Genomic DNA, 24,925 nt, shown 5'->3' with positions numbered 1-24,925 from the left:
GAAGGGTCGCTGGTGGCTGACCGGGGGCGTCATAACATCGGCTACCTGAAAGACATCACGCCATACGGGGCGACATTCCAGCCGCTCGACCTGAAAGGATACCAGAAGGAAAAGGCGTTGTTGTATGTGTCGCTGCGTGACGCCTACGAGCGTCTGTACCGTTATGAATCGCTCCGGCGCGAGGCAAATGTTCCGTGGCGAGAGCATCTGAATACCTGTTACGATGAGTTTGTCATGCGCTACGGCAACCTCAACGCCAAGCAGAACGTGAAGTTAGTGATGATGGATGCGGGCGGGCGCGACATCCTTTCGCTGGAACGGATGGAAAACGGAAAGTTCGTCAAGGCGGACATCTTCGAGCATCCTGTTTCCTTCGCGGTGGAGAGCCATGCCAACGTAGGCTCTCCCGAAGAAGCCCTGTCTGCGTCGCTCAACAAATATGGTACGGTCAATCTCGACTATATGCGGGAGATAACCGACAGCACGGCGGAGGATTTGCTCACTGCCCTGCAAGGGCGCATCTACTACAATCCGCTCGTGACCGGTTACGAAATCAAAGACCGTTTCATCGCCGGAAATGTCATAGAGAAAGCGGAACGCATAGAGGCATGGATGGGTGACAATCCCGAAAATGAGCGTATGCCGGAGGTGAAGCAGGCGTTGGAGGCTCTGAAAGATGCCGAGCCGCAGCGCATCGCCTTCGAGGATCTGGACTTCAATTTCGGGGAACGCTGGATTCCGACGGGTGTCTATGCCGCCTACATGAGCCGGCTGTTCGACACGGAGGTGAAAATCGCCTATTCCGCAAGCATGGACGAGTTTTCGGTGGTGTGCGGCTACCGCACCATGAAAATCACGGACGAGTTTCTGGTGAAGGGGTATTACCGGAACTATGACGGTATGCACCTCCTAAAACACGCCCTGCACAACACCTGCCCTGACATGATGAAGTCCATCGGCAAGGACGAGCATGGCAACGACATCAAGATGCGCGACAGCGAGGGAATACAACTCGCCAACGCCAAGATTGACGAGATACGAAACGGCTTCTCCGAATGGCTCGAAGAGCAGTCGCCGCAGTTCAAGGAGCGGCTTGTGACGATGTATAACCGCAAGTTCAACTGTTTCGTGCGCCCGCGCTACGACGGCTCCCATCAGACCTTTCCCGACCTCAACCTGAAAGGGCTGGCAAGCCGGGGTATCAAGAGCGTCTATCCCTCACAGATGGATTGCGTCTGGATGTTGAAACAGAACGGCGGCGGAATTTGCGACCACGAGGTGGGAACCGGTAAGACGCTGATAATGTGCATCGCCGCGCATGAGATGAAGCGTCTGAATTTGGCACACAAGCCGATGATTATCGGGCTGAAAGCCAACGTTGCGGAGATTGCAGCCACCTATCAGGCGGCATATCCCAACGCACGTATTCTGTACGCTTCGGAGAAGGACTTTTCGACCGCCAACCGTGTGCGCTTCTTCAATAATATAAAGAACAACGACTACGATTGCGTCATCATGTCGCACGACCAGTTCGGCAAGATACCGCAGTCGCCGGAATTGCAGCAGCGCATCCTGCAAGCAGAGCTTGACACGGTGGAGGAAAACCTCGAAGTGCTACGGCAGCAGGGAAAGAACGTGTCGCGGGCGATGCTGAAAGGATTGGAGAAGCGCAAGCACAACCTTGAAGCGAAGCTGGAGAAGGTGGAACACGCCATAAAGTCACGCACGGACGACGTGGTGGATTTCAAGCAGATGGGCATCGACCACATCTTCATAGATGAGAGCCATTATCAGAACTTTCTTATTTTTTTGTTTGACATTCTAAATATATTGAAATTCAGCATCTTTTTTATATAATAAGTTCTGATTATTTTTACGGTCGTAATATGCAGGGTATAGAATATATTCTGTATCAATTTGGAGATAAGGCTGTAATGTTTGTATTTGCTCAATAGTCCTTTTCGTAAATTTGGATATCTTAATGATTTTTCTGATTGCATTTGACCTCCTGTTTCTAAAGAGAAACTGCTCAGTGGAAGTTTTTAGTATTTGTCCAATAAAGCACATAGGTTGTATTCTGTTTCCCACATTCTTGACTGTTGAACTCTGTACCAATTCTTCAGGCCGTTGCGTAACTCCCATTCCAATAACACCGGGCATATCAAATTGTCAATTCTTTATTACTTGGCATTTTTTAGAAGATGTTACGTTGGCATATAGTTTTGAGCTTGTATGAAAAATGACATTTACTACTAATGAATCAACTTTACATAACATAACCATATTTTGCATCGGAAATATGAGATAATTTTCCTTTTTTATTGTATCTTTGTATTTGATAGGCATGGAATTTTCATAATGCATGAGTTTAACCATCCATAATATTAATGAATAATTCCACTTACGTGCTGTATCTTAACATTTTGATATTTATTTAAAACTCTAACTTAAGTATAAATTACTTCTATTTTTTGTTTTATGAGTTCTAATTTTAAAACACCTCTTTCTGTATATGTCTTGTATGACAAGGATAATACTAAAGGTAGCGAAACATATGAGAAAATTTACCATCTTCTGTGTCGTAATTCAAGTAGGCCTTTTGAAGATGGGCTTGATATACCAGTGTTCTTTCGAACGGATATGGCCAATCAAATTACCCCGATAGATATAAACTTCAGTAATAAAACTATTGCAATATTATTGGTTGATGACAATATGTATTGTAATACTATATGGGATGAGTATATAAAAGAATTATTAGTAAAACAAGACAATGGGGCACTAAAAATATTTGCCGTCAAACTATCCAAGTATGCTTTCGACATAAACCCACTTCTTCAAGAAGAACAGTTTATTTGTTTGAAAAATGAGAATATTGAAACTGATTGGCATGAATTTCAAATAAGACTTTATGATAACATTTTACGCTATTTAAAGTCTTATAAAGTTGGGCAAAAGCTAAAATTATTCATTAGCCATTCTAAAAAGGATAAAGATCATTTAGGTGAATCTACGGCAATTTCTTTAAGAGATTATTTGCGTTCAGATACTAAACTCGATTCTTTCTTCGATGTTAATGATATTTTGGATGGTCATCAATTTGCCCAACAGATTCAGTCAGGTATAGCTTCATCCTTATTAGTTATCATAGAATCTGATACATATTCAGAAAGAGAATGGTGTCGAATTGAAGCTATCTCTGGTAAGAAAAATAATGTACCTTCAATATTAGTAAATGTATTGAATGGAGTTTCTTCTCGAACATTCCCGTATTTGGGTAATATGCCAAAGATTAGATTTAATGGCAAATGGGATGACGTAATTATCTTGCTTCTACGTACTGCGTTAGACCAATATTATGAGAAAGAATATCTTGAGCAATTGGTAATGAAGTGCGATTTGCAAAATACTTCTATTCTTCCTGTTCCTCCGGAATTAATGAATTTAATTAATATTGAAGATAATATAAAATCAATACTCTATCCTGAACCACCGTTAGGTCGTGAAGAGTTGGAGGTTTTGAATAAAAATGGTAAGATTACAAGTTTTGTTACTCCGAGTCAGTTATATTCAAATATGAATAAGATACAGGATAAGAAAATCGCAATTTCTATTTCGGAAACTCCGGAGGCTTTAACTAAAGGAATCGGCAAAGCCATGTTTGATGATTTATCTGTTGAAATAGCTCGTCATCTGCTTGTTACTGGAGCTAAATTGGTGTATGGAGGTGATCTTAGAATTGGTGGTTTCACAAAACTTTTATGCGATCTTTCATGTCAGTATGGCATAAAAGAAAAGTCTGATCCAAGTACAATCTATTTCACAAATTATTTTGCTTGGCCTATATTTAATAGGCTCTCAAAATCTGACATCGCTGAATTTAAATACGACCGTGTGGAAATAGTAAAAACAGAAATACCCAAAGGTGTAGGTGAGGAGGATAAGGGGAAGTTCTTTGAGCCAACTACGCCAAGCAAAATGTTTCTTTGGGCAAATTCTTTATCTATTATGCGTAAAGAAATGGAAGAGAATGTTAATGCACGTATCGTTTTGGGTGGCAAAATTGTCAATTTTAAGGGGCGTATGGCCGGAATATTTGAAGAGGCGATTTGTGCTATACAGAAAAAACATCCAATTTATTTATTAGGAGGATTTGGTGGAGCTTCTGCACAAATAGTGAAACTAATGAAAGGTGAAACTACGGCAGAAAAACTATTTGAAGAAGCAAAAACCAATGAGGATTATAAAAATTTAATTGAATATTGCCAAATGAGTTGTCTGCCAACGATAAATTACGATGAACTAAAGAAATTCGAAAATAAGGATTATCAGGTTCTTAGAAATGGACTTGATAAAGATGAAAATGAAATTTTATTCAACTCTATTAATATTCCCGAGATAATATCATTGATTCTCAAGGGTATTAATAAAGCTTTTAACTATTAATATAAATTATGCATAAAGTATTTGTAAGTTTTCATCATGCCAATGACCAGAAATATAAAGAAGGTTTGGTTAGTTGGGCTGAAAAAAATAAAGTATTCATTGATGGCTCTGTTGACATGGGCGAGATTCCAGAAGATTGGGACGACCAAAAGATACGCGAATATATACGCGACGAGCATTTGAAGGATACAACCGTAACCATTTTACTTGTAGGAACTGAAACAAAAAATCGCAAGCATATTGATTGGGAGTTATATTCAAGTATGTACGATGGTACGGTGAATAAGAAGTCCGGCATTATTGTGATATTACTACCATCTGTTAAAAGCGAATATTATACATGCGCTCATAGTAGTGAGAAAACGTTCTACCCAGAGACGACACAATGGATGTCTATTGATAGCCGAGAAGAGTATCATAGGCGTTATCCATACTTACCGGAACGCATCATTGATAATTTGCTCGAACCCAATGCCTTTATATCTGTAATCAATTGGGATAAGTTAACACCAGATATTTTGAGACAGATGATTGATAATGCATATAATAGTCGTGCCACTTGCACTTATGATTTATCAAGGCCAATGCGTAAAAAAAATGGATAAGTAGAATAATAGATTATGGCATTAAATAGATTTTATTTAACCGAAAATTCCATTGCACAAAGAAGTGGTTTATGTATATTCATAAGTCACCAAAAAAGAGATGCGGACACTGCTAAAAAAATAGCAGACTATTTTATTACTTCTGGTATTGATGTCTATTTTGATGAATATGATACAAAAATAGACAGAACGAGACCTTACTCGGTTGTAAGTGCAATTAAAACAGGTATCAGAAACAGCACGCACATGTTATGTCTTTTATCCCAAAATGCATTGGATTCAAAATGGATCCCTTGGGAAGTTGGATATGGATATGATAGAACAACTGTTGTAGGGTTAACATTAAAAGAAATATCACAATCAGTCTTACCCGAGTATCTTCAAATCGTTCCAATTCTAAGAGGTACAAAATCGTTGAATAACTTTATTTCTAATGTGTTAAAACGAGATGAATCAACGCTTATAAATGAGAGGAAATTATTTGCCGCATATCAATCTCAGCATCCTTTAGACTCTGTTCTTAATTGGGAACTGTAACATAACTTCCAGCAGGTATAATACCTTGCTGGAAGTTTATATAATATACCAAACAGTACTTGTATATCTTAATCGGGTAAGAGGAAAACGAAGAAGTAAAATTTCTCCTACTCAATTTGTTTTTGTAAGTCCTAAAAGTATTTCAAGATTTGCTTTTCCTTCCTCTGTCTTCCACTTTTTTCTCATTTTCTTTTGATTTTCGCCTTCAAGGGTTTCCAAAGCTTTTTCTTCTTGTTTTGTGGTTATATCAAGATATACCATTGTGGTTTGAATACTTTCATGCCCAAGTAAGTATGAGATTTGGGCTATGTTCATCCCGTTTTCAAGCCAGTGTGAAGCTTTGGCATGCCTAAATTGATGGGCATGTAAATCCATAGGAACATCTTGGCACCTTTCATGAGCCATTGTGGCATATTTTTTCAGCATCTTGTTCACGTTTTCAGCGGACATCGGGACATATATGCCTTTGCTCTTAGAACAGAAAAGTAATGCATTTGCATCATTCTGTTTCGGATGGTATTTGATAAGATACCTTTTCAAGCATTGTGCTGGCTTGGCCAAAAGAGGAATCGGACGTTTCTTTCTTCCTTTGCCAATGACTATTATGTGAGGTTTTACACAGTCTATAACAATATTGCTAATTTTCAGAGTCAGAAGCTCGTTGATGCGCACAGCGGTGGAATATAAGAGAAGCATCAGAGTGTAATCACGAAAGCCTATAGTACTCCCTTGATTAGGCATGGACAACAATACATCAACAGCCTGTTTACTGAGCCCGATGACCTTTCTTTTAGAGTTTTTCTCATTTGGAACATTTTCCGCTTGTAAGAAAACAGACATATAGGATATATCTCTAAACGACAAATATTTCAGAAAAACACGCAAGGCTGACAATCTTACATTACATGTTGCTGGACTGCAACCCCTATTTTCCTTTAACCAAATAATCCACTCCATTATATATTCCATACAGAAACATTCTGCGCTTAATGTTTCTGGTGTAGTGCCTTTTATTACTCTGAGGAATTCTACATAGAGTTTCACGGAGATCTTATAATTTCTCTTTGTGTGAGGACTGCATGCCTTGATTGAAGGGACATAGTGTTCGAGCCAGTCATGCAGATAATCAGCTATCTGCATTGCTTGCGGATTAATCTTCTTTTTCATCTGTCTTTAATTTTAATAATTGATTCTCTGTATATTCCATTATATCAGAAATCGCTGGGGTCAAGGAATAATAAGCCAGCGTGCTCTCTATTTGCCGGTGTCCCATGCTCTTGCTTAAAGCCAACAACTTGTCATGGATGGTAAATCCTTGGTGTGTCCAGCTGTTTATGTTTTCTATGGCATAGTTGTGTCTTAGCTCATATGGGATAGCGTAGGATGAATTGCAACTTTGCCACAACACCCGAAAATGATACGTAACCCAAACAGAAGGGTGAGACTTGTCATCCGGTGTCGGAAAGAACACTTTGCGGTGCGGGACTAACCTAGATATATTCTCGTCGTAAGTACGCATTAGAGCCAACATTGTATCATGGAGAACGACATAATGTTGGTCATGCCCTTTACTTCGCTTGATGGAAATTACGCCATTTTCAAGGTTTACATCATCACGTTCCAGCAGGATGGCTTCGGTTGTCCTCATCCCAGAACTGTACAATAAGCGAAAGAATACTGGCAGTGTCATGCGTTGGATTGTGGCGAGACGGCCACGTCTTGGCTTTGTGTTGTCGCAAGCATTGAAGAAGCGTTTCAATTCATCATATGTGAAAGGGTGCGGCGTATAAGTTCTTGGCACAGACCTTGGCACTTTTGGCAGGGCTATTTTTGTCATTCCACGTTTGTTCATGTATTTGATGAAGTCCAGAATAGGATATACACGTGACACGCAAGAGTTTGTGCATTCAGATGGACGTTGCCTGCACCATCTGTCCACGATTTCTTGGGATAGTTCGATCTGTCCGGGATATTCCCTCGCGCAAAAATGGTCAAATAGTATTACGTTCTTGATATAGCTGTGGCTGTCACGCCCGGAAGCCTTGCGGTATTTTACGTATCCTTCTATCGCGTTGGAAAGGAATGAAGTCGTTTTCATCTGCCAAACACCTCCTTTCCAACCGGGAATCCCTCGATGCTTAGCGAACACTCTTTCAGGTGTTTGAATTCCGCACTGAGATAGCGGTCGAGAGAGCTTGGGGACGAATGGCCAAGGGTGGCACTTATAACAGGCTGTTGCACACCGCCCTGCAACAGGGATGTCGCTACATGGTGGCGAAACAGGTGCATGCTCTTTCTTTCATTTTCACCTTGCCTTATTCCTGCTTTGCACATGACTTTTGAGCATATGGCATCAAGATTGCTTGTGTGGAGTCTTCTGTGTGGCACGTGTACTGTGAGAAAAACATATGGTTCCGGGCATTGGGGACGCTCTTTGAGCAGGTAATCAAAGACAGCATTCCCGACTACGGCGCGAAGCGGCAATGTAAGGGGCTGTCCCGTTTTTGCCTGTGTGATTTTTATAAGGTCGTGTTCCCAATCGAAGTTCTCAAGCGTGAGAGCTGAGATGTCACACCCACGCAATCCCGTGTACATGGCCAAGGTTATGATGGCTTTGTCCTGCAGGGATATTGTGCCGTCGTGCTCCAAGGTATGCCTGATGGCCGTCAGTTCTTGCTCTGTAAGGTATTGAATGTTCTTACGCATGTTGGGTATGGCCGGCAGATATGCGATTATACGTTCAACGGATTTGCCATAGTAAGGCAAACAGGCTTTCAGCCCATACTCCACCGAATATTTGAGCGAATGGCCCATCTTCTGTTTTTCGTCTTTGGAAAACACTTCCAACACCGCATCCTCTGTTATTGATTCGAATGAATACACACCCATTTCCTGTAACCGGAAGAAGAACGAAGATAGCGCATACTTCACGTTTGTTGAAAATTTGCAACGCCTGCCTACCACGTTGAAAGCCATGTCCGTTACATTCCTGTATTCTTCGCCAAGCAATTCGTAGTGGTGAGGTTTGATGTAGTGTTTGCATCCGTCGGGTAATAATCCATTCTCGATATATTGGCAGATTACACGTAACAGGCGTACCTTGTTTCTGCAAGTATACTTGTTGGACCACAATTCTTTTAGTGTCGGTTCAACATCGGCGAGACTCTTCCATTTGTAATGTTCGGAATTGCCCGATAACCACTCAGCCATTTTCTTCACATAGTCTATGTACATGGCTGAATAACCTGTGTCTTGTAAATAAGAAACAAGCCCTTTGACTTTTTCATTCAGATTAAATATGTCCATAATCGTATCTTGTTTGAATGTTATTCTACAATTATAGACGGAATATAATCAGAACTGATTAAGACTCAAAACAAATGATTGCTAAACAATTGAATAATTTTATCGGAAATTCCTAAAAGTTCTGATAATGCGACAAATCCGAAATTTTGGATTTGTGCCACCAGTTCAAGAATCTGACTTTCAACACGCGCCACGACCGTGTGGCGGGATTGGGAAACAGCGAGGGAAGCCAGAAGGCACTTAACATGCTCTTTGCCATACGCACCATACAGGAGCGCACAGGAAAAGACTTGGGTGCGACCTTCCTCTCCGGCACGACTATCAGCAACTCACTGACTGAATTGTACCTGCTGTTCAAGTACCTGCGCCCGAAGGAGCTGGAACGGCAGGACATAAGGTGTTTCGACGCTTGGGCGGCGATATTTGCCAAGAAGACGACGGATTTTGAATTTAACGTGACGAACAATGTGGTCCAGAAGGAGCGTTTCCGCTACTTCATCAAAGTGCCGGAGCTTGCCGCCTTCTATAATGAAATCACGGACTACCGCACGGCGGAGGATGTGGGCGTTGACCGTCCTGCCAAGAACGAGATACTGCACCATATACCGCCCACGCCGGAACAGGAGGACTTCATACAGAAACTGATGCAGTTCGCCAAGACGGGCGATGCCACCTTGTTGGGCAGGCTGCCGCTTTCGGAAACGGAAGAAAAGGCGAAGATGCTCATCGCCACGGACTATGCCCGGAAAATGGCACTCGACATGCGCATGATAGACCCGAATTACGAAGATCATCCCGACAACAAAGCGAGTCACTGTGCCAAGATGATCGCGGAGTATTATCAAAAATACGACGCCCAGAAAGGCACGCAGTTCGTTTTCTCTGATTTGGGGACATACCAGCCGGGCGACGGGTGGAACGTCTATTCGGAAATCAAGCGCAAACTGACGGAGGACTACGGTATACCGCCAAGCGAGGTGCGCTTCATTCAGGAGTGCAAGACCGACAAGGCGCGGAAGGCGGTGATAGACGCCATGAACGCCGGGACGGTGCGTGTGCTGTTCGGCTCTACCTCTATGCTCGGAACGGGTGTGAACGCCCAGAAACGGTGTGTGGCTATCCATCATCTCGATACGCCGTGGCGACCGTCCGACTTGCAACAGCGTGACGGACGCGGAGTTAGGGCAGGTAATGAGATTGCCAAACATTTCGCCGGGAACAACGTGGATGTAATCATCTACGCGGTGGAGAAGTCACTGGACAGCTACAAGTTCAACCTCCTGCACTGCAAGCAGACTTTCATAAGCCAGCTCAAAAGCGGTGCGATGGGTGCGCGTACCATCGACGAGGGGGCAATGGACGAAAAATCGGGCATGAATTTCTCGGAATACATGGCGTTGCTCTCCGGCAATACCGACCTGTTGGACAAGGCGAAACTGGAAAAGCGGATCGCATCGCTCGAAGGGGAACGCAAGTCGTTCAACAAGGGCAAGCGTGATTCGGAGTTCAAGCTGGAGTCAAAGACCGGCGAGTTGCGCAACAACACGGCTTTCATAGATGCCATGACGGAGGACTGGAACCGCTTCCTGTCGGTGGTGCAGACCGACAAGGAGGGCAACCGCCTTAATATAATAAAGGTGGACGGAGTGGATTCCGCCGATGAGAAGGTCATCGGAAAGCGTTTGCAGGAGATAGCCAAGAATGCCACGACCGGAGGGTTGTACACGCAGGTCGGTGAACTTTACGGTTTTCCGATAAAGGTGGTGAGCGAAAGGATACTCAAAGAGGGATTGGAGTTCACCGACAACCGCTTCGTGGTCGAGGGGAACTACAAGTACACCTACAACAACGGGCATCTGGCGATGGCTGACCCGTTGGCCGCCGCCCGCAACTTCCTCAACGCGATGGAGAGGATACCCTCCATCATCGACCAGTACAAGGCGAAGAACGAGGTGCTGGAGATGGAGATACCGCAGTTACAGGAGATAGCGGGTAAGGTGTGGAAGAAGGAGGACGAGCTGAAGCAGTTGAAGTCCGAACTTGCCGCCCTTGACCGAAAAATTCAGCTGGAGCTTGCGCCACCCACGCCCGAAGTCGCAGAAAAGGAGAATGAAGGGCAACAGCTCAAGCCGGAAGCGGAAGATGTGAGGAACAGGCAGGCGCAATATCCCGAAAATGCACCGCCGCAGATACGCAGTCCGGCGGATAGTATCGTTGCCAACCATGTCATAATCGGGCGTCCGGGACTGTATGCCAAGGAGGAAACCCGGTCCAAAGGATTGAAAATATAACCTAAGGAATTTTATCTGAAGTATTAATAAGGGCTATCCCAAAAGGTCTAAAAGTAAATTTTATCCTTTCTGCAAGTATCTATAGGATGGCAACTGCATTTTTTTCTTTTTGGGCAGCCCTTATTAAAATTTATTCTTATTTTAGGTTATATACATTCATGTCCATTTATGTAAAAAATTCCTGCTGACCTTGTTTATGTCTTGTCAGTCACCATTTGCAAAACCATATTTGACCCTCAAAGAGGCTGAATTTGATAAGTAACTTGCTACATACTCATAATAAGGAGCTAAATAGAACACGAATGGGAAATACACAAATGCTAAACTAAAGAAGATATTGGCCAAAATAAACGCTATACCGAGAGAGAAACTTGATTTTTCAACTTCCTAAAACGGTGTTGTTCAAACATTTCTACTTATTTGTACTTGCCAGTTGAACCTACGCTTCCCTAATAAAATGTCTATGGTAAAAAGTTAAAAAATCCTCCCACTTTTGTTAGATATATTTTTTTGTGTAATTTTGTAATCGTTATGCGGCAGTAATAATATACATATTAATACGAGTTAGTAATCCTGTAGTTCTCATATGCTACGAGGAGGTATTAAAAGGTGCGTTTCGACAATGCATCTACTGTAGTATATTATTGCTTAATCCAAATGAATATTATAAATTTAGGAATTCTTGCTCACATTGATGCAGGAAAAACTTCCGTAACCGAGAATCTGCTGTTTGCCAGTGGAGCAACGGAAAAGTGCGGCCGTGTGGATAATGGTGACACCATAACGGACTCTATGGATATAGAGAAACGTAGAGGAATTACTGTCCGGGCTTCTACGACATCTATTATCTGGAATGGAGTGAAATGCAATATCATTGACACTCCGGGACACATGGATTTTATTGCGGAAGTGGAGCGGACATTCAAAATGCTTGATGGAGCAGTCCTCATCTTATCCGCAAAGGAAGGCATACAAGCGCAGACAAAGTTGCTGTTCAGTACTTTACAAAAGCTGCAAATCCCGACAATTATATTTATCAATAAGATTGACCGTGCCGGTGTGAATTTGGAGCGTTTGTATATGGATATAAAAACAAATCTGTCGCAAGATGTCCTGTTTATGCAAACTGTTGTCGATGGATCGGTTTATCCGGTTTGCTCCCAAACATATATAAAGGAAGAATACAAAGAATTTGTATGCAACCATGACGACGATATATTAGAACGATATTTGGCGGATAGCGAAATTTCACCGGCTGATTATTGGAATACGATAATCGCTCTTGTGGCAAAAGCCAAAGTCTATCCGGTGCTACATGGATCAGCAATGTTCAATATCGGTATCAATGAGTTGTTGGACGCCATTTCTTCTTTTATACTTCCTCCGGCATCAGTCTCAAACAGACTTTCAGCTTATCTCTATAAGATAGAGCATGACCCCAAAGGGCATAAAAGAAGTTTTCTTAAAATAATTGACGGAAGTCTGAGACTTCGAGACGTTGTAAGAATCAACGATTCGGAAAAATTCATCAAGATTAAAAATCTAAAGACTATTTATCAGGGCAGAGAGATAAATGTTGATGAAGTGGGTGCCAATGATATCGCGATTGTAGAAGATATAGAAGATTTTCGAATCGGAGATTATTTAGGTGCTAAACCTTGTTTGATTCAAGGATTATCTCATCAGCATCCCGCTCTCAAATCCTCCGTCCGGCCAAATAAGCCCGAAGAGAGAAGCAAGGTGATATCCGCTCTGAATACATTGTGGATTGAAGACCCGTCTTTGTCCTTTTCCATAAACTCATATAGTGATGAATTGGAAATCTCGTTATATGGTTTGACCCAAAAGGAAATCATACAGACATTGCTGGAAGAACGATTTTCCGTAAAGGTCCATTTTGATGAGATCAAGACTATCTACAAAGAACGACCTATAAAAAAGGTCAATAAGATTATTCAGATCGAAGTACCACCCAACCCTTACTGGGCCACAATAGGGCTGACTCTTGAACCCTTACCGTTAGGGGCAGGGTTGCAAATCGAAAGTGACATCTCCTATGGTTATCTGAACCATTCTTTTCAAAATGCCGTTTTTGAAGGGATTCGTATGTCTTGCCAATCTGGTTTACATGGATGGGAAGTGACAGATCTGAAAGTAACTTTTACTCAAGCCGAGTATTATAGCCCGGTAAGTACACCTGCTGATTTCAGACAGCTGCCCCCTTATGTCTTCAGGCTGGCTTTGCAACAGTCAGGTGTGGACATTCTCGAACCGATGCTCTGTTTTGAGTTGCAGATACCCCAAGTAGCGAGTTCCAAAGCTATTACAGATTTGCAAAAACTGATGTCTGAGATTGAAGACATCAGTTGTAATAATGAGTGGTGTCATATTAAAGGGAAAGTTCCATTAAATACAAGTAAAGACTATGCCTCAGAAGTAAGTTCGTACACTAAGGGCTTAGGCATTTTTATGGTTAAGCCATGTGGGTATCAAATAACAAAAGACGGTTATTCTGATAATATCCGCATGAACGAAAAAGATAAACTTTTATTCATGTTCCAAAAATCAATGTCATTAAAATAATGGAGCGGTCAGGAAATTTCTATAAGGCAATACGGTTGGGATATATACTTATCTCCATTCTTATCGGATGTATGGCATATAATAGCCTCTATGAATGGCAGGAGATAGAAGCATTAGAACTTGGCAATAAAAAAATAGACGAGCTCCGAAAAGAAATAAACAATATCAATATTCAAATGATAAAATTTTCTCTATTGGGTGAAACAATACTGGAATGGAACGATAAAGATATCGAGCATTACCATGCACGGCGTATGGCAATGGACAGTATGCTCTGCCGTTTCAAGGCCACCTATCCAGCAGAGCGCATCGATAGTGTGCGCAGTCTTTTAGAGGATAAGGAACGACAGATGTTCCAGATAGTCCGGTTAATGGATGAACAACAATCTATTAACAAGAAGATAGCCAATCAAATTCCGGTTATTGTACAGAAAAGTGTGCAGGAACAGTCCAAAAAGCCAAAACGAAAAGGTTTCTTAGGCATATTCGGCAAAAAAAAGGAAGTAACTCCAGCAGTATCAACCACTATCCTTCATTCGGTCAATAGAAACGTAATCAGCGAACAGAAAGTGCAGGATCGCCAATTGTCGGAACAAGCCGACAGCCTTGCAGCTCGTAATGCAGAACTTAACAGACAACTGCAAGAATTGATTTGCCAAATAGAAGAAAAGGTACAAACCGAACTGCAAAGCCGGGAAAACGAAATAGTTGCCATGCGTGAAAAGTCATTTATGCAAGTAGGCGGTTTAATGGGATTCGTTCTTCTATTGTTGTTAATTTCCTACATCATCATACATCGTGATGCAAAAAGCATTAAACAATACAAGCACAAGACAACTGATTTGATAAGGCAACTGGAACAATCCGTACAACGGAACGAGGCACTGATAACGTCAAGGAAGAAGGCGGTACATACTATCACCCATGAACTGCGCACACCGCTGACAGCAATAACAGGCTATGCCGGACTGATACGGAAAGAACAGTGTGAGGATAAGTCCGGGCAGTATATCCAAAACATACTGCAATCCTCCGACCGTATGCGGGATATGCTTAACACTTTGCTTGACTTCTTCCGCCTGGACAACGGCAAGGAACAGCCCCGTCTGTCACCCTGCCGGATTTCAGCAATCACGCACACACTTGAAACGGAGTTCATGCCTGTTGCCGTGAACAAAGGGCTGTCCTTGTCCGTGAAGACTGGACACGATGCCATTGTATTGACCGACAAAGAGCGAATAATACAAATCGGGAATAACCTGCTGTCAAACGCTGTCAAGTTCACAGAAGAAGGCGGTGTTTCTTTGATTACTGAATATGATAATGGAGTTCTGACACTGGTCGTTGAAGATACAGGTACAGGCATGACAGAAGAGGAACAGAAACAAGCGTTCGGTGCGTTTGAACGTCTATCAAATGCCGCCGCAAAGGAGGGTTTCGGGCTTGGGCTTGCCATAATGCGTAATATTGTGTCGATGCTTGGCGGAACAATCCGTTTAGACAGCAAGAAAGGGAAAGGCAGTCGTTTCACAGTTGAAATTTCTATGCAGGAAGCTGAAGAACAGCTTGGATATACAAGCAATACACCTGTTTATCATAACAATAAATTCCATGATGTTGTCGCCATTGACAATGATGAGGTATTACTTCTGATGCTGAAAGAGATGTATTCCCAAGAAGGAATACACTGCGACACTTGCACCGATGCTGCGGCACTGATGGAAATGATACGCCAGAAAGAATACAGCCTGTTGCTGACAGACTTGAATATGCCCGATATAAACGGTTTCGAATTGCTGGAACTGTTGCGTTCGTCCAACGTGGGCAATTCACCAACAATCCCGGTGGTTGTGGCAACCGCTTCGGGCAGTTGTAACAAAGGGGAACTATTGGCAAAAGGCTTTGCCGGATGCCTGTTCAAACCGTTCTCCATATCGGAACTGATGGAGGTTTCCGACAGGTGTGCCATAAAAGCGACACCGGACGGGAAACCGGACTTTTCCGCCTTATTGTCCTATGGCAATGAAGCCGTCATGCTGGAAAAGTTGATAACTGAAACAGAAAAGGAAATGCAGGCGGTACGGGATGCAGCAAAAGAAAAAGACCTGCAAAAGCTGGATTCCCTGATCCACCACCTGCGCAGTTCGTGGGAGGTGCTCCGTGCCGACCAACCGCTGAATGTACTTTACGGATTGCTTCGTGGCGATGCTCTCCCGGATGGTGAAGCGTTAAGCCATGCCGTGACTGCCGTGCTGGATAAGGGAGTGGAAATAATACGGTTGGCAGAAGAGGAAAGGAGAAAATACGAAGATGAATAAGACAAAAATAATTGTGGTGGAAGACAACATCGTGTATTGCGAATATGTCTGCAATATGCTGTCACGGGAGGGCTACCGCAATATGAAGGCTTACCACCTCTCAACCGCGAAGAAACATCTGCAACAGGCAACAGATAATGATATCGTGGTTGCCGACCTGCGTCTGCCTGACGGCAGTGGCATAGACCTTTTGTGCTGGATGCGAAAGGAGGGAAAGATGCAGCCCTTCATCATTATGACCGACTACGCCGAAGTTAATACCGCCGTGGAAAGCATGAAACTCGGCTCGATAGACTATATTCCCAAACAGCTTGTGGAGGATAAACTTGTCCCCCTGATCCGTTCCATACTGAAAGAACGTCAGGCAGGACAACGCCGTATGCCTATATTCGCCCGTGAAGGTTCCGCCTTTCAGAAAATCATGCACCGCATAAGGCTGGTAGCCGCCACCGATATGAGCGTGATGATATTTGGTGAGAACGGCACGGGCAAGGAGCATATTGCCCACCTGTTGCATGACAAGAGCAAACGTGCAGGCAAGCCATTTGTGGCGGTGGACTGCGGTTCACTCTCCAAAGAGCTTGCACCGTCGGCTTTCTTCGGACACGTCAAAGGTGCATTTACAGGTGCGGACAATGCCAAGAAAGGATATTTCCATGAGGCGGAAGGCGGCACGTTGTTTCTGGACGAGGTAGGAAACCTCGCGTTGGAAACCCAACAGATGTTGCTCCGTGCCATACAGGAGAGGCGGTATCGCCCGGTCGGAGACAAGGCAGACCGGAATTTCAATGTCCGCATCATCGCTGCTACCAATGAAGATTTGGAGGTATCGGTGAATGAAAAGCGTTTTCGGCAGGATCTTCTGTACCGCCTGCACGACTTCGGGATAACCGTTCCTCCGTTGCGTGACTGTCAAGAAGACATTATGCCGCTGGCAGAGTTCTTCCGTGATATGGCAAACAGAGAGCTGGAGTGTAGCGTGAGCGGGTTCAGTTCCGAAGCACGTAAAGCGTTGCTGACACACGCATGGCCGGGCAACGTGCGGGAACTTCGGCAGAAAGTTATGGGTGCTGTATTGCAGGCGCAGGAAGGTGTTGTCATGAAAGAGCATCTGGAACTTGCCGTGACGAAACCGACCTCTACTGTCAGCTTCGCCTTGCGCAATGACGCGGAGGATAAGGAGCGGATATTGCGTGCGTTGAAACAGGCAAACGGCAACCGGAGTGTCGCCGCAGAACTGCTCGGCATAGGCAGGACAACACTATACAGCAAACTTGAAGAGTATGGACTTAAATATAAATTCAAGCAATCATAGCCCGTAATTCACTGAATTTGGCTATCTTTGCATAACATTTGAGAAAAACGGCGATTGGCAGGAGCTTTTCGCCGCCAACATATAGGATAAGACCGCAAGGCGTTTCAAGCGAAAATCTGGTAAATTGGAACTACGGAGACGATTGCGTGATGCTTATGCTATGCTTACGCATAGCGTGCATTCACGTACTCTCCGTAAAGGCTTTACCAGAGCCATCGCTTGAAGGTAGTGTGAATTGCACGCTACTTTTTTACCCTTGCCTAACGAAAGGAAACGATTATGGGTAAAGTTCAGATTCTCGCCGTACTGACGATGGACGGATGTCTTTCTTCAGAGTTATATGATAAAGCACATCAGGATTTGTGCCTTGACCGTTGCGGTCTTGATGAAATCAGGAAGAAAGCCTTTTACCGTGTGACACCGGACTATTCCATTTCAATGCTGCACGAATGGAGAAAAGACTGCACAAACATCCGTTACCTCGCGGAAGCCACACCGGACACGGCAGACTATATAAACGGACTGCTGCGGATGCACGCTGTGGATGAAATCATACTATACACCGTTCCTTTCATATCCGGAAGCGGACGACATTTTTTTAAGTCGGCTCTGCCAGAGCAACACTGGACGCTTTCCTCTTTGAAAAGCTATCCCAACGGTGTATGTCGCATTATCTATATCCTTGATAAAAAAGCAAGATAGCCAAAATGTGCGGCAAGCATACATTTCTATTTTCAGGAATAGAATAAATGTTCCGATTACAAACAATTTAAGTCGGAGATAATTTGTCCTTGTGAAAAAATACTGAATTTTATACCTCTGAAATCCAGCACTTTGTAAAATTGAGTGTTGGATTTTTTATTTTCTGCCGCGTTTTTTGCCAATTATATTCATGTGCGCACGCAGAAAACAAAGTGTAATTTTCAAAATTGACAGAACCATGAATTATTTCTTGCTGGCGGAAACCGACTTTTTCCGCCTGATAAACGAAGCCGGCGACTGCAATATGGAAACGGCATACACGGCTTTCGCCACCCAAGTGATCGAACTGTGCAACGGCGGCATGGACATGAACCTTACCGTCATCGCGCTTGCCTACATCGAAATCGAGTTGCAGCACCATCCCGTACGTAATCTGTCAGAAGAAAAAAGAGAGATTGCCGCCTACGTCAGCAAGGCTCTGTCTTTCGTAAGAAAGATGCAGAAATTCCTTGCCACGCCCCAAGTGCCACCACTAATATCCGCCAACAACGCAACAGAAACCACCGCCAGCCTTCTTCAATGGACGGGCAATGCCATCGACCTCGTGGAACTTATCTACGGCATAGACGTGATGGGCTGCATCAACAACGGCAATATGCCGCTCAAACAGCTCGCCCCACTTCTCTATAAGATATTCGGGGTTGATTCTAAAGACTGCTACCGCTTCTACACTGATATCAAACGCCGGAAGAACGAAAGCCGCACCTATTTCATTGACAGGATGCAGGAAAAACTGAACGAGAGAATGTTGCGTGATGAGGAGTTGGAGCGGATGAGAAAATAAAAAAATATCCATTACATATGAGAAGACAGGAATACTCGTATCCTGTCTTTTTATTTTCATTTAATTATATATTAATTAGCACAATATATGTGAGTTTTTCATTCCTATAAGGACAAATTTCAGAAACGTATGTCTGGTAAATTATTGAGTCATCATAGTATGAACATATATCATTACTAAAAACAATGAAACAACTTCCATAAGATTGTGGTTGTAAAAATCGCCATTTAATAGCCCGTTTTTTTTGTAAAATTCGCCAATTAAAAAAATATGATTATCTTTGCATTATATTTTATAAGGTATGGAAACAGTAAATAGAATACTTCAAGAGAAGATTACAGCACGAATCGCGCCCAATAAAGCAGTACTGATTTTTGGTGCTCGCCGTGTTGGTAAAACGGTAATGATGCGTAAAATTGTGGACAACTATTCAGGTAGGACGATGATGCTCAACGGCGAAGACTACGACACATTAGCACTATTGGAGAATCGCTCAATAGCCAATTATCGGCATTTATTGGATGGTATTGATTTGCTGGCTATTGATGAGGCACAGAACATACCACAAATCGGTAGTATTCTGAAGTTGATAGTTGATGAAATACCGGGAATAAGTGTCTTGGCAAGTGGTTCTTCGTCATTCGATTTGCTGAATAAGACTGGTGAACCGTTGGTCGGCCGCAGTACGCAATTTCTCCTTACACCATTCTCGCAACGGGAAATCGCACAGACGGAAACGGCACTTGAAACCCGCCAGAACCTCGAAGCGCGCTTGATTTACGGTTCCTATCCCGAAGTAGTAATGATGGAGAACTATGAACGTAAAACAGACTACCTACGTGATATTGTCGGTGCATACCTGCTTAAAGATATCTTAGCAATTGACGGCTTAAAAAATTCGAGCAAGATGCGCGATCTACTGCGATTGATAGCTTTTCAGTTGGGCAGCGAAGTTTCTTACGAAGAGTTAGGTAAACAACTCGGCATGAGCAAGACGACCGTTGAAAAATACCTCGACCTATTGGAAAAGGTCTTCGTTATCTATCGTCTGGGGGCTTATTCGCGTAACCTACGCAAGGAGGTTACAAAAGCTGGCAAGTGGTACTTCTACGACAACGGCATTCGCAATGCCATTATCGGGGCTTTCTCACCGCTGGCCATTCGGCAGGATGTCGGTGCGCTGTGGGAGAACTACATCATCGGAGAGCGGCGCAAAGCGAACTTCAATGAGGGACTGCACAGGGAGTTCTATTTCTGGCGCACCTACGACAAACAGGAAATCGACCTGATTGAGGAGAGTGCCGACAGTCTTACCGCCTTGGAGTTCAAGTGGGGAAATAAAATGCCGGCCGCACCGAAAGCCTTCCAAGAAGCCTATCCCTATGCCGAGTTTCATGTGGTAAATCGGGAGAATTATTTGGAGTTCGTATAATCAATAAATTACGTATATGGAAACAAACTACAATCCAAACAGCAATATCCGCGGTTTATCCAAAATAAACCGTGTGGTATTGACAAATTCGATGGAGGTTCGCAAGAAAGGTTGGCAAAAACTATTGCTCGCCATTTTTGTCAGAATGATTCATTGGATGAGGAATGTACTTTACCTCGAATTATCGGCATCGAAGGTATTTGGGGATCTGGAAAATCCAACGTGGTTAAAATGTTGGAACGTGAATTATCAGACGACTATTACTTTTTTGAGTATGACGCATGGGGACATCAAGAGGACTTGCAACGCCGCTCTATATTGGAATTGCTTACAAGCAAACTTATTGATGATGGTATCCTATCTGGAAATGCAACAATAAAAGTCAAAGGTGGAGGTACGAAAACCGTATCATGGTCTGAAAAGCTGAAATATTTATTAGCCCGTAAAACGGAGACCGTAACCGAAAAATATCCCCTTATCAGTAATGGTATGGTTGCGGCATTTTTGGTTGCAGTTTTAACTCCGATATTTACATTTATTGCGTATGCAGTAAAACCTACACCCACAACATGGTGGTTTTCTTTATTGTCTATTATCATAGCTGCACTGCCAGTTCTTATTGCATTGTGCGTTTGGAAATGGGCATATAGCAAAGATCATAAATATGGATGGAGTTATATGTTAGCTATTTATCAAGATAAAGTCGAAAAGGACGTTTGCTATGAGACTTTGAGCGAAGACGAACCAACGGTTTACGAGTTCAAAACATGGATGCAAGACATTTCTGATTTTATCAAGGAAAAAGGACAACGTAAATTAGTCCTTGTTTTTGACAACATGGATCGTCTCCCCGCTGAAAAAGTAAAAGAATTATGGTCTTCTATCCATACGTTCTTCGCCGATAGCGGTTTTGAAAATGTTTGGGCTGTTATTCCTTTCGATGAAACACATTTAGCTTGTGCATTCGGAGATGAGACCGACGAACAAACGAAACAACTGACCAAGTATTTTATCAATAAAACTTTCCCTATTGTTTATCGTGTTGCTCCTCCTGTTATTACCGACTATCGAAGTATATTCAACAAACTGTTTGTTGAAGCATTTGGAGAAACAGAAAATGAAGCGAAAGAAACTATAAATCGGATATTCAGATTGGTAAATCCTAATGCCAATGTTAGGGAAATTATATCATATATCAATGAGATGGTCGCTCTTAAACAAGAGTGGTGTAACGAAATTTTGATGATAAACATAGCATTGTTCTGTTTGAAGAAGACGGATATTCTGGCAAATCCAGTAGAACAAATATTGTCCGGCGACTATCTGAATGGCATTCAAACAATAATTAACAATGATCTGCAAACACAACGCGAAATTGCAGCTTTGGTATATGGTGTCGATGTTGAAGATGCTCGACAAATTCCATTGAAAAAATATATTGAAGGCTGCATCAACGGAGAAGAAGACCACGACATAAATCAATATGCAGAGACTAATAAACAATTTGACACTGTATTAGAAGAAGTTATACAATGTATGGACAATGCGCTTATCGATAAGATTATACATTGTTTGCATAAATTAACTCGAAAGAGCGATGTTATTCTGCGTGTATGGCAAAGAATAGCACAATTGAAATTAAAAGAATCCATAGAGAAGCAGGTGTTCCCTGTCGAATACCAAGAACTGCTGTTGCATTTAGACACGGAAAGCCAAAACCATGTGATTGCTCAATTATATAAGAAGATAGTTCGGTTCAATGACTTCAATGGCGGCGACTATTTCAAAACGTTAGATGCAATAGACAGGTTTATTGCGCAAAATAAGTTGGCGTGCGATTTTACGTCATTGATTGAAGCAAAAACAGTCAAGCCAAATACATTTATCGATTATATTCAAGCTGCAAATGCAACAGATGCTGCCTATCGGGATAACGCGACAACTAAAGCATATAAATATTATCAAGTAGCAACAAATTCGGAGGCGCTCGATAATTATTTGGCAAACTTACTACCCGATAATTTCGACCATGCAGATATTGTAAAAACGTTAAAAGATAATTCTACCTATACGTTTCCAACGCTTTTGCAAGCGATCACGAATTGCATTGATGAACAGAATGTAAATAAAGATAATATAGGGGCTATATTTACAACCTATCGTTTATTGGCATCTGACGAAGAAAGACCTTTACCTGTAACGTTAGATTCAACCTACATAAATCAGTTGCATTCTGAATTAGAAACTGATGGCCGAAACATTAAAGAGTCTGGATATTACGATTTAGTCGCCATGCAATTGGCACATGGTCATTCCGTTTCCTTAATAGAGGGTGGAGATATAAAATATGTTGCAGAACTCATGGACTATTATGTGGATCATGGAGACTTATTAGTAAATAGTGTGGGATGGAATATACCGCTATTAAATGAAACACTACAATACATGGTAAATCATAAACTTGGCTATAAATTATTGCTCTCAGACATATTGCCCCAATTTGAAGATATTAAGAACAGAATAGGTGTAACGGATGAGGTATTTATCGAGCATTTAGCAGAGTGGAATACCGATTTGGATAAGTATATCACTAAGAACAATATTAAAGATGTAATTCCTGACGCATCTTTTTACGATTTGACCACTAAAATAAGCAATGTCCTGACCGATCATATCAATAAAATAGCGTTCGAAGCGTTGTCTGAAATAAGTGTTGATACATTATACGCCCAAAGAACAGCACATACATCATATTATTGGTTTGTCGCAATAAAACATTTACTGGCTAAAATCAAATCCTTGCCAGATAACTTGACTGAATTTGGCAAAAAGATTCTGATGGATATTGCTTCTGGAACTCAAAGTTTGAATCCTTTCCCTAATTGTTTCAAGAATATAGTTGAAAGATTGGATAAACGAAAAATTAAATCGACAGTTACCGATATAAGAAATGATTTCTGCATCGGTAAAAAGACTATCAATGCAATAAAGTTTCAATTTTTCGAAACATGGCTTAGATCGCATGGTAATTTGAAAAGTCAAGCTGGAGACGTTATTGATAAAATAGTGAAACCTGTAATTTCCGATGGGGCATGCCGTTCATTGATTCTGCAAAACAAAGATTTTTATATGGATTTAATAAATACAGCAGGGGATGATGCTTATGAATTGAAAAAGAGTCTCCGAAACCTCATACAAAAAGATTCAGATCCGCAATTGGTTAAATTTGTCAATTCGATAGATTCAGTACCTGAGGTTGAAACCGCGTAAGTATTTGTCTAACAAGTCCGAATTTTACGATTTTACCCGTCAGAACTGAAGTGCCCCCCAAAAAAATTGTATCCAACTTTTGGGGGTCACTTCAAACTTCGATAGGGATAATTTTCAATTTTGGGGACTTGTTAGACAGTCTCATTATCTGGTAGCAGTTTACACAGCACCGGATCGTTTTTGATACGCTCCAGTTCCTCCTGCACAATCTGCTTCACCTCTTCCTTGATGCGCCGGTAGTTCGCCTGCACCGTTTCCTTCATGCGGTCGTTGCCGTCCTCGTCCGTGAAGTTTGTAATGACGGGAATTTTCTTGTAGGCACTTTCTTCCCGTTTCACCTTTTCGGCATCCACCACAATCTCGCAATGAAAAATCTTCTGCTCGATACGCTCGTTGAAGTTGTCGGATACAGAACCGACAAACATTCCCTGCGTAAGCCCGGAAATCTTACTCGGTGGAATGAGCGCGTCCATCTGCGTGTTGATGGAGGTGGAAACATCCTGCCGGTTGATGGAGATGGACTGCCGTTTCTGCAACACCTTACCGAACCGCTCGGAGAGCGTCTTGGCTGTTTCCCCCACCACCTGACCGGAGAAAATATTGCCGACAGTGTTCATCACCACTTTCGCCTCTTTGTCCCCGTAGTCACGCACTAACTGGCTGAAATCCTGAAAGCCCAGACACACGGCAACCTTGTTGCTTCGGGCGGTAGCTATAAGATTGTCCAACCCTTTGAAGTATATTGTGGGCAACTCGTCGATGATGACCGATGACTTCAGCATCCCCTTCTTGTTGATGAGCTTCACGATACGGGAATTATACAGACCGAGTGCCGCACCGTAGATATTCTGACGGTCGGGATTGTTACCCACGCAGAGGATTTTCGGCTCTTCGGGATTGTTGATGTCCAGCGTAAACTCGCTGTCTGACATCACCCAGTAGAGCTGCGGTGAAATCATCCTCGAAAGCGGGATTTTTGCCGACGCTATCTGACCCATGAGCTGCTCCGCAGCCCCTCCAAGCCACGCATCCATGAACGGCGAAAGGTAGTTCTCCAGCTCCGGATAAGAGGTCAGTATCGGAAATATATCCTCGTAACGGCGGTTCAGAAACTCGATAGCATGGGGAAACGTGCAAAACTTCCCGTTCTGATAGATTTTGAGATACCAGATAATACTGGCAAACAGAATGATAGGTGACTCCACGAAGAAGTCGCCCTGCTTTTGCACATCGGGTAAGTCAAGGGCATTACTGCCCCCTTCTCCCCTAAGAACCG

14 protein-coding genes and 2 pseudogenes are annotated in these 24,925 nt (G+C 42.7%); 12 read left to right on the top strand and 4 right to left on the bottom strand.

The window, feature by feature from the left end; translation table 11 throughout:
- The 4 genes and pseudogenes from DW640_RS21655 to DW640_RS21635 all read left to right on the top strand — a co-directional run.
- Window positions 1–1,809, top strand: a pseudogene (locus DW640_RS21655) (DNA methylase); the annotation flags it as partial.
- Between the two features lie 669 nt (window positions 1,810–2,478).
- On the top strand, window positions 2,479–4,446 hold the full coding sequence (locus DW640_RS21645; RefSeq protein WP_008655064.1) for a TIR domain-containing protein: 1,968 nt from the start codon (window positions 2,479–2,481) through the stop codon (window positions 4,444–4,446).
- 8 nt (window positions 4,447–4,454) lie between these two features.
- On the top strand, window positions 4,455–5,051 hold the full coding sequence (locus DW640_RS21640) for a TIR domain-containing protein (protein ID WP_008655066.1): 597 nt from the start codon (window positions 4,455–4,457) through the stop codon (window positions 5,049–5,051).
- A gap of 15 nt (window positions 5,052–5,066) precedes the next feature.
- Complete coding sequence (locus tag DW640_RS21635) at window positions 5,067–5,588, top strand: toll/interleukin-1 receptor domain-containing protein (RefSeq protein WP_009017581.1); 522 nt, start codon at window positions 5,067–5,069, stop codon at window positions 5,586–5,588.
- Between the two features lie 111 nt (window positions 5,589–5,699).
- Here the strand turns inward: DW640_RS21635 and DW640_RS21630 are convergent, their stop codons facing one another.
- From DW640_RS21630 to DW640_RS21620, 3 genes are read right to left on the bottom strand one after another with little or no spacing between them, the layout of a single operon-like run.
- Window positions 5,700–6,755, bottom strand: a complete 1,056-nt coding sequence (locus DW640_RS21630) for a tyrosine-type recombinase/integrase (protein ID WP_015532696.1) — start codon at window positions 6,753–6,755, stop codon at window positions 5,700–5,702.
- Window positions 6,739–7,686, bottom strand: a complete 948-nt coding sequence (locus tag DW640_RS21625) for a tyrosine-type recombinase/integrase (protein ID WP_008655075.1) — start codon at window positions 7,684–7,686, stop codon at window positions 6,739–6,741. Before DW640_RS21625 ends, DW640_RS21630 begins: the two co-directional genes overlap by 17 nt.
- Complete coding sequence (locus tag DW640_RS21620) at window positions 7,683–8,894, bottom strand: tyrosine-type recombinase/integrase (protein WP_008655076.1); 1,212 nt, start codon at window positions 8,892–8,894, stop codon at window positions 7,683–7,685. Before DW640_RS21620 ends, DW640_RS21625 begins: the two co-directional genes overlap by 4 nt.
- 146 nt (window positions 8,895–9,040) lie before the next feature.
- Between DW640_RS21620 and DW640_RS21615 the strand changes: the two are divergent.
- From DW640_RS21615 to DW640_RS21580, 8 genes and pseudogenes are all read left to right on the top strand, one after another.
- Window positions 9,041–11,185 (top strand): annotated as a pseudogene (locus tag DW640_RS21615) (helicase-related protein); the annotation flags it as partial.
- A gap of 657 nt (window positions 11,186–11,842) precedes the next feature.
- Entirely contained in the window at window positions 11,843–13,768 is a 1,926-nt protein-coding gene (gene tet(Q) / locus DW640_RS21610; protein WP_117578936.1) for a tetracycline resistance ribosomal protection protein Tet(Q), read from the top strand.
- On the top strand, window positions 13,768–16,086 hold the full coding sequence (locus DW640_RS21605) for an ATP-binding protein (RefSeq protein WP_004291467.1): 2,319 nt from the start codon (window positions 13,768–13,770) through the stop codon (window positions 16,084–16,086). Before tet(Q) ends, DW640_RS21605 begins: the two co-directional genes overlap by 1 nt.
- On the top strand, window positions 16,079–17,401 hold the full coding sequence (locus DW640_RS21600; RefSeq protein ID WP_004291471.1) for a sigma-54 dependent transcriptional regulator: 1,323 nt from the start codon (window positions 16,079–16,081) through the stop codon (window positions 17,399–17,401). Before DW640_RS21605 ends, DW640_RS21600 begins: the two co-directional genes overlap by 8 nt.
- A 279-nt stretch (window positions 17,402–17,680) precedes the next feature.
- The gene (locus tag DW640_RS21595; protein ID WP_004291474.1) at window positions 17,681–18,103 is read left to right on the top strand and encodes a dihydrofolate reductase family protein; all 423 of its coding nucleotides are present in this window, start codon (window positions 17,681–17,683) and stop codon (window positions 18,101–18,103) included.
- Between the two features lie 238 nt (window positions 18,104–18,341).
- On the top strand, window positions 18,342–18,947 hold the full coding sequence (locus DW640_RS21590; RefSeq protein ID WP_004304269.1) for an RteC domain-containing protein: 606 nt from the start codon (window positions 18,342–18,344) through the stop codon (window positions 18,945–18,947).
- A gap of 301 nt (window positions 18,948–19,248) precedes the next feature.
- The gene (locus DW640_RS21585) at window positions 19,249–20,379 is read left to right on the top strand and encodes an ATP-binding protein (protein WP_004291480.1); all 1,131 of its coding nucleotides are present in this window, start codon (window positions 19,249–19,251) and stop codon (window positions 20,377–20,379) included.
- 3 nt (window positions 20,380–20,382) lie between these two features.
- Entirely contained in the window at window positions 20,383–23,649 is a 3,267-nt protein-coding gene (locus tag DW640_RS21580) for a P-loop NTPase fold protein (protein ID WP_117578935.1), read from the top strand.
- 131 nt (window positions 23,650–23,780) lie between these two features.
- On the opposite strand, the gene DW640_RS21575 is transcribed toward DW640_RS21580, so the two are convergent.
- On the bottom strand, window positions 23,781–24,925 hold a 1,145-nt coding region (locus DW640_RS21575), incomplete at its 5' end, for a TraM recognition domain-containing protein (RefSeq protein WP_117578934.1).

Source organism: Bacteroides sp. AM23-12, assembly GCF_003434395.1.
GTDB lineage: Bacteria > Bacteroidota > Bacteroidia > Bacteroidales > Bacteroidaceae > Bacteroides > Bacteroides thetaiotaomicron.
This window is presented reverse-complemented; position numbering and strand designations above follow the sequence as displayed.

Coding starts and splice junctions, on each gene's coding strand:
- DW640_RS21605 (WP_004291467.1), top strand. CDS start 13,768: ATGGAGCGGTCAGGAAATTTCTATAAGGCAATACGGTTGGGATATATA.
- DW640_RS21630 (WP_015532696.1), bottom strand. CDS start 6,755: ATGAAAAAGAAGATTAATCCGCAAGCAATGCAGATAGCTGATTATCTG.
- DW640_RS21600 (WP_004291471.1), top strand. CDS start 16,079: ATGAATAAGACAAAAATAATTGTGGTGGAAGACAACATCGTGTATTGC.
- DW640_RS21645 (WP_008655064.1), top strand. CDS start 2,479: ATGAGTTCTAATTTTAAAACACCTCTTTCTGTATATGTCTTGTATGAC.
- DW640_RS21640 (WP_008655066.1), top strand. CDS start 4,455: ATGCATAAAGTATTTGTAAGTTTTCATCATGCCAATGACCAGAAATAT.
- DW640_RS21625 (WP_008655075.1), bottom strand. CDS start 7,686: ATGAAAACGACTTCATTCCTTTCCAACGCGATAGAAGGATACGTAAAA.
- DW640_RS21585 (WP_004291480.1), top strand. CDS start 19,249: ATGGAAACAGTAAATAGAATACTTCAAGAGAAGATTACAGCACGAATC.
- DW640_RS21635 (WP_009017581.1), top strand. CDS start 5,067: ATGGCATTAAATAGATTTTATTTAACCGAAAATTCCATTGCACAAAGA.
- DW640_RS21590 (WP_004304269.1), top strand. CDS start 18,342: ATGAATTATTTCTTGCTGGCGGAAACCGACTTTTTCCGCCTGATAAAC.
- DW640_RS21620 (WP_008655076.1), bottom strand. CDS start 8,894: ATGGACATATTTAATCTGAATGAAAAAGTCAAAGGGCTTGTTTCTTAT.
- DW640_RS21595 (WP_004291474.1), top strand. CDS start 17,681: ATGGGTAAAGTTCAGATTCTCGCCGTACTGACGATGGACGGATGTCTT.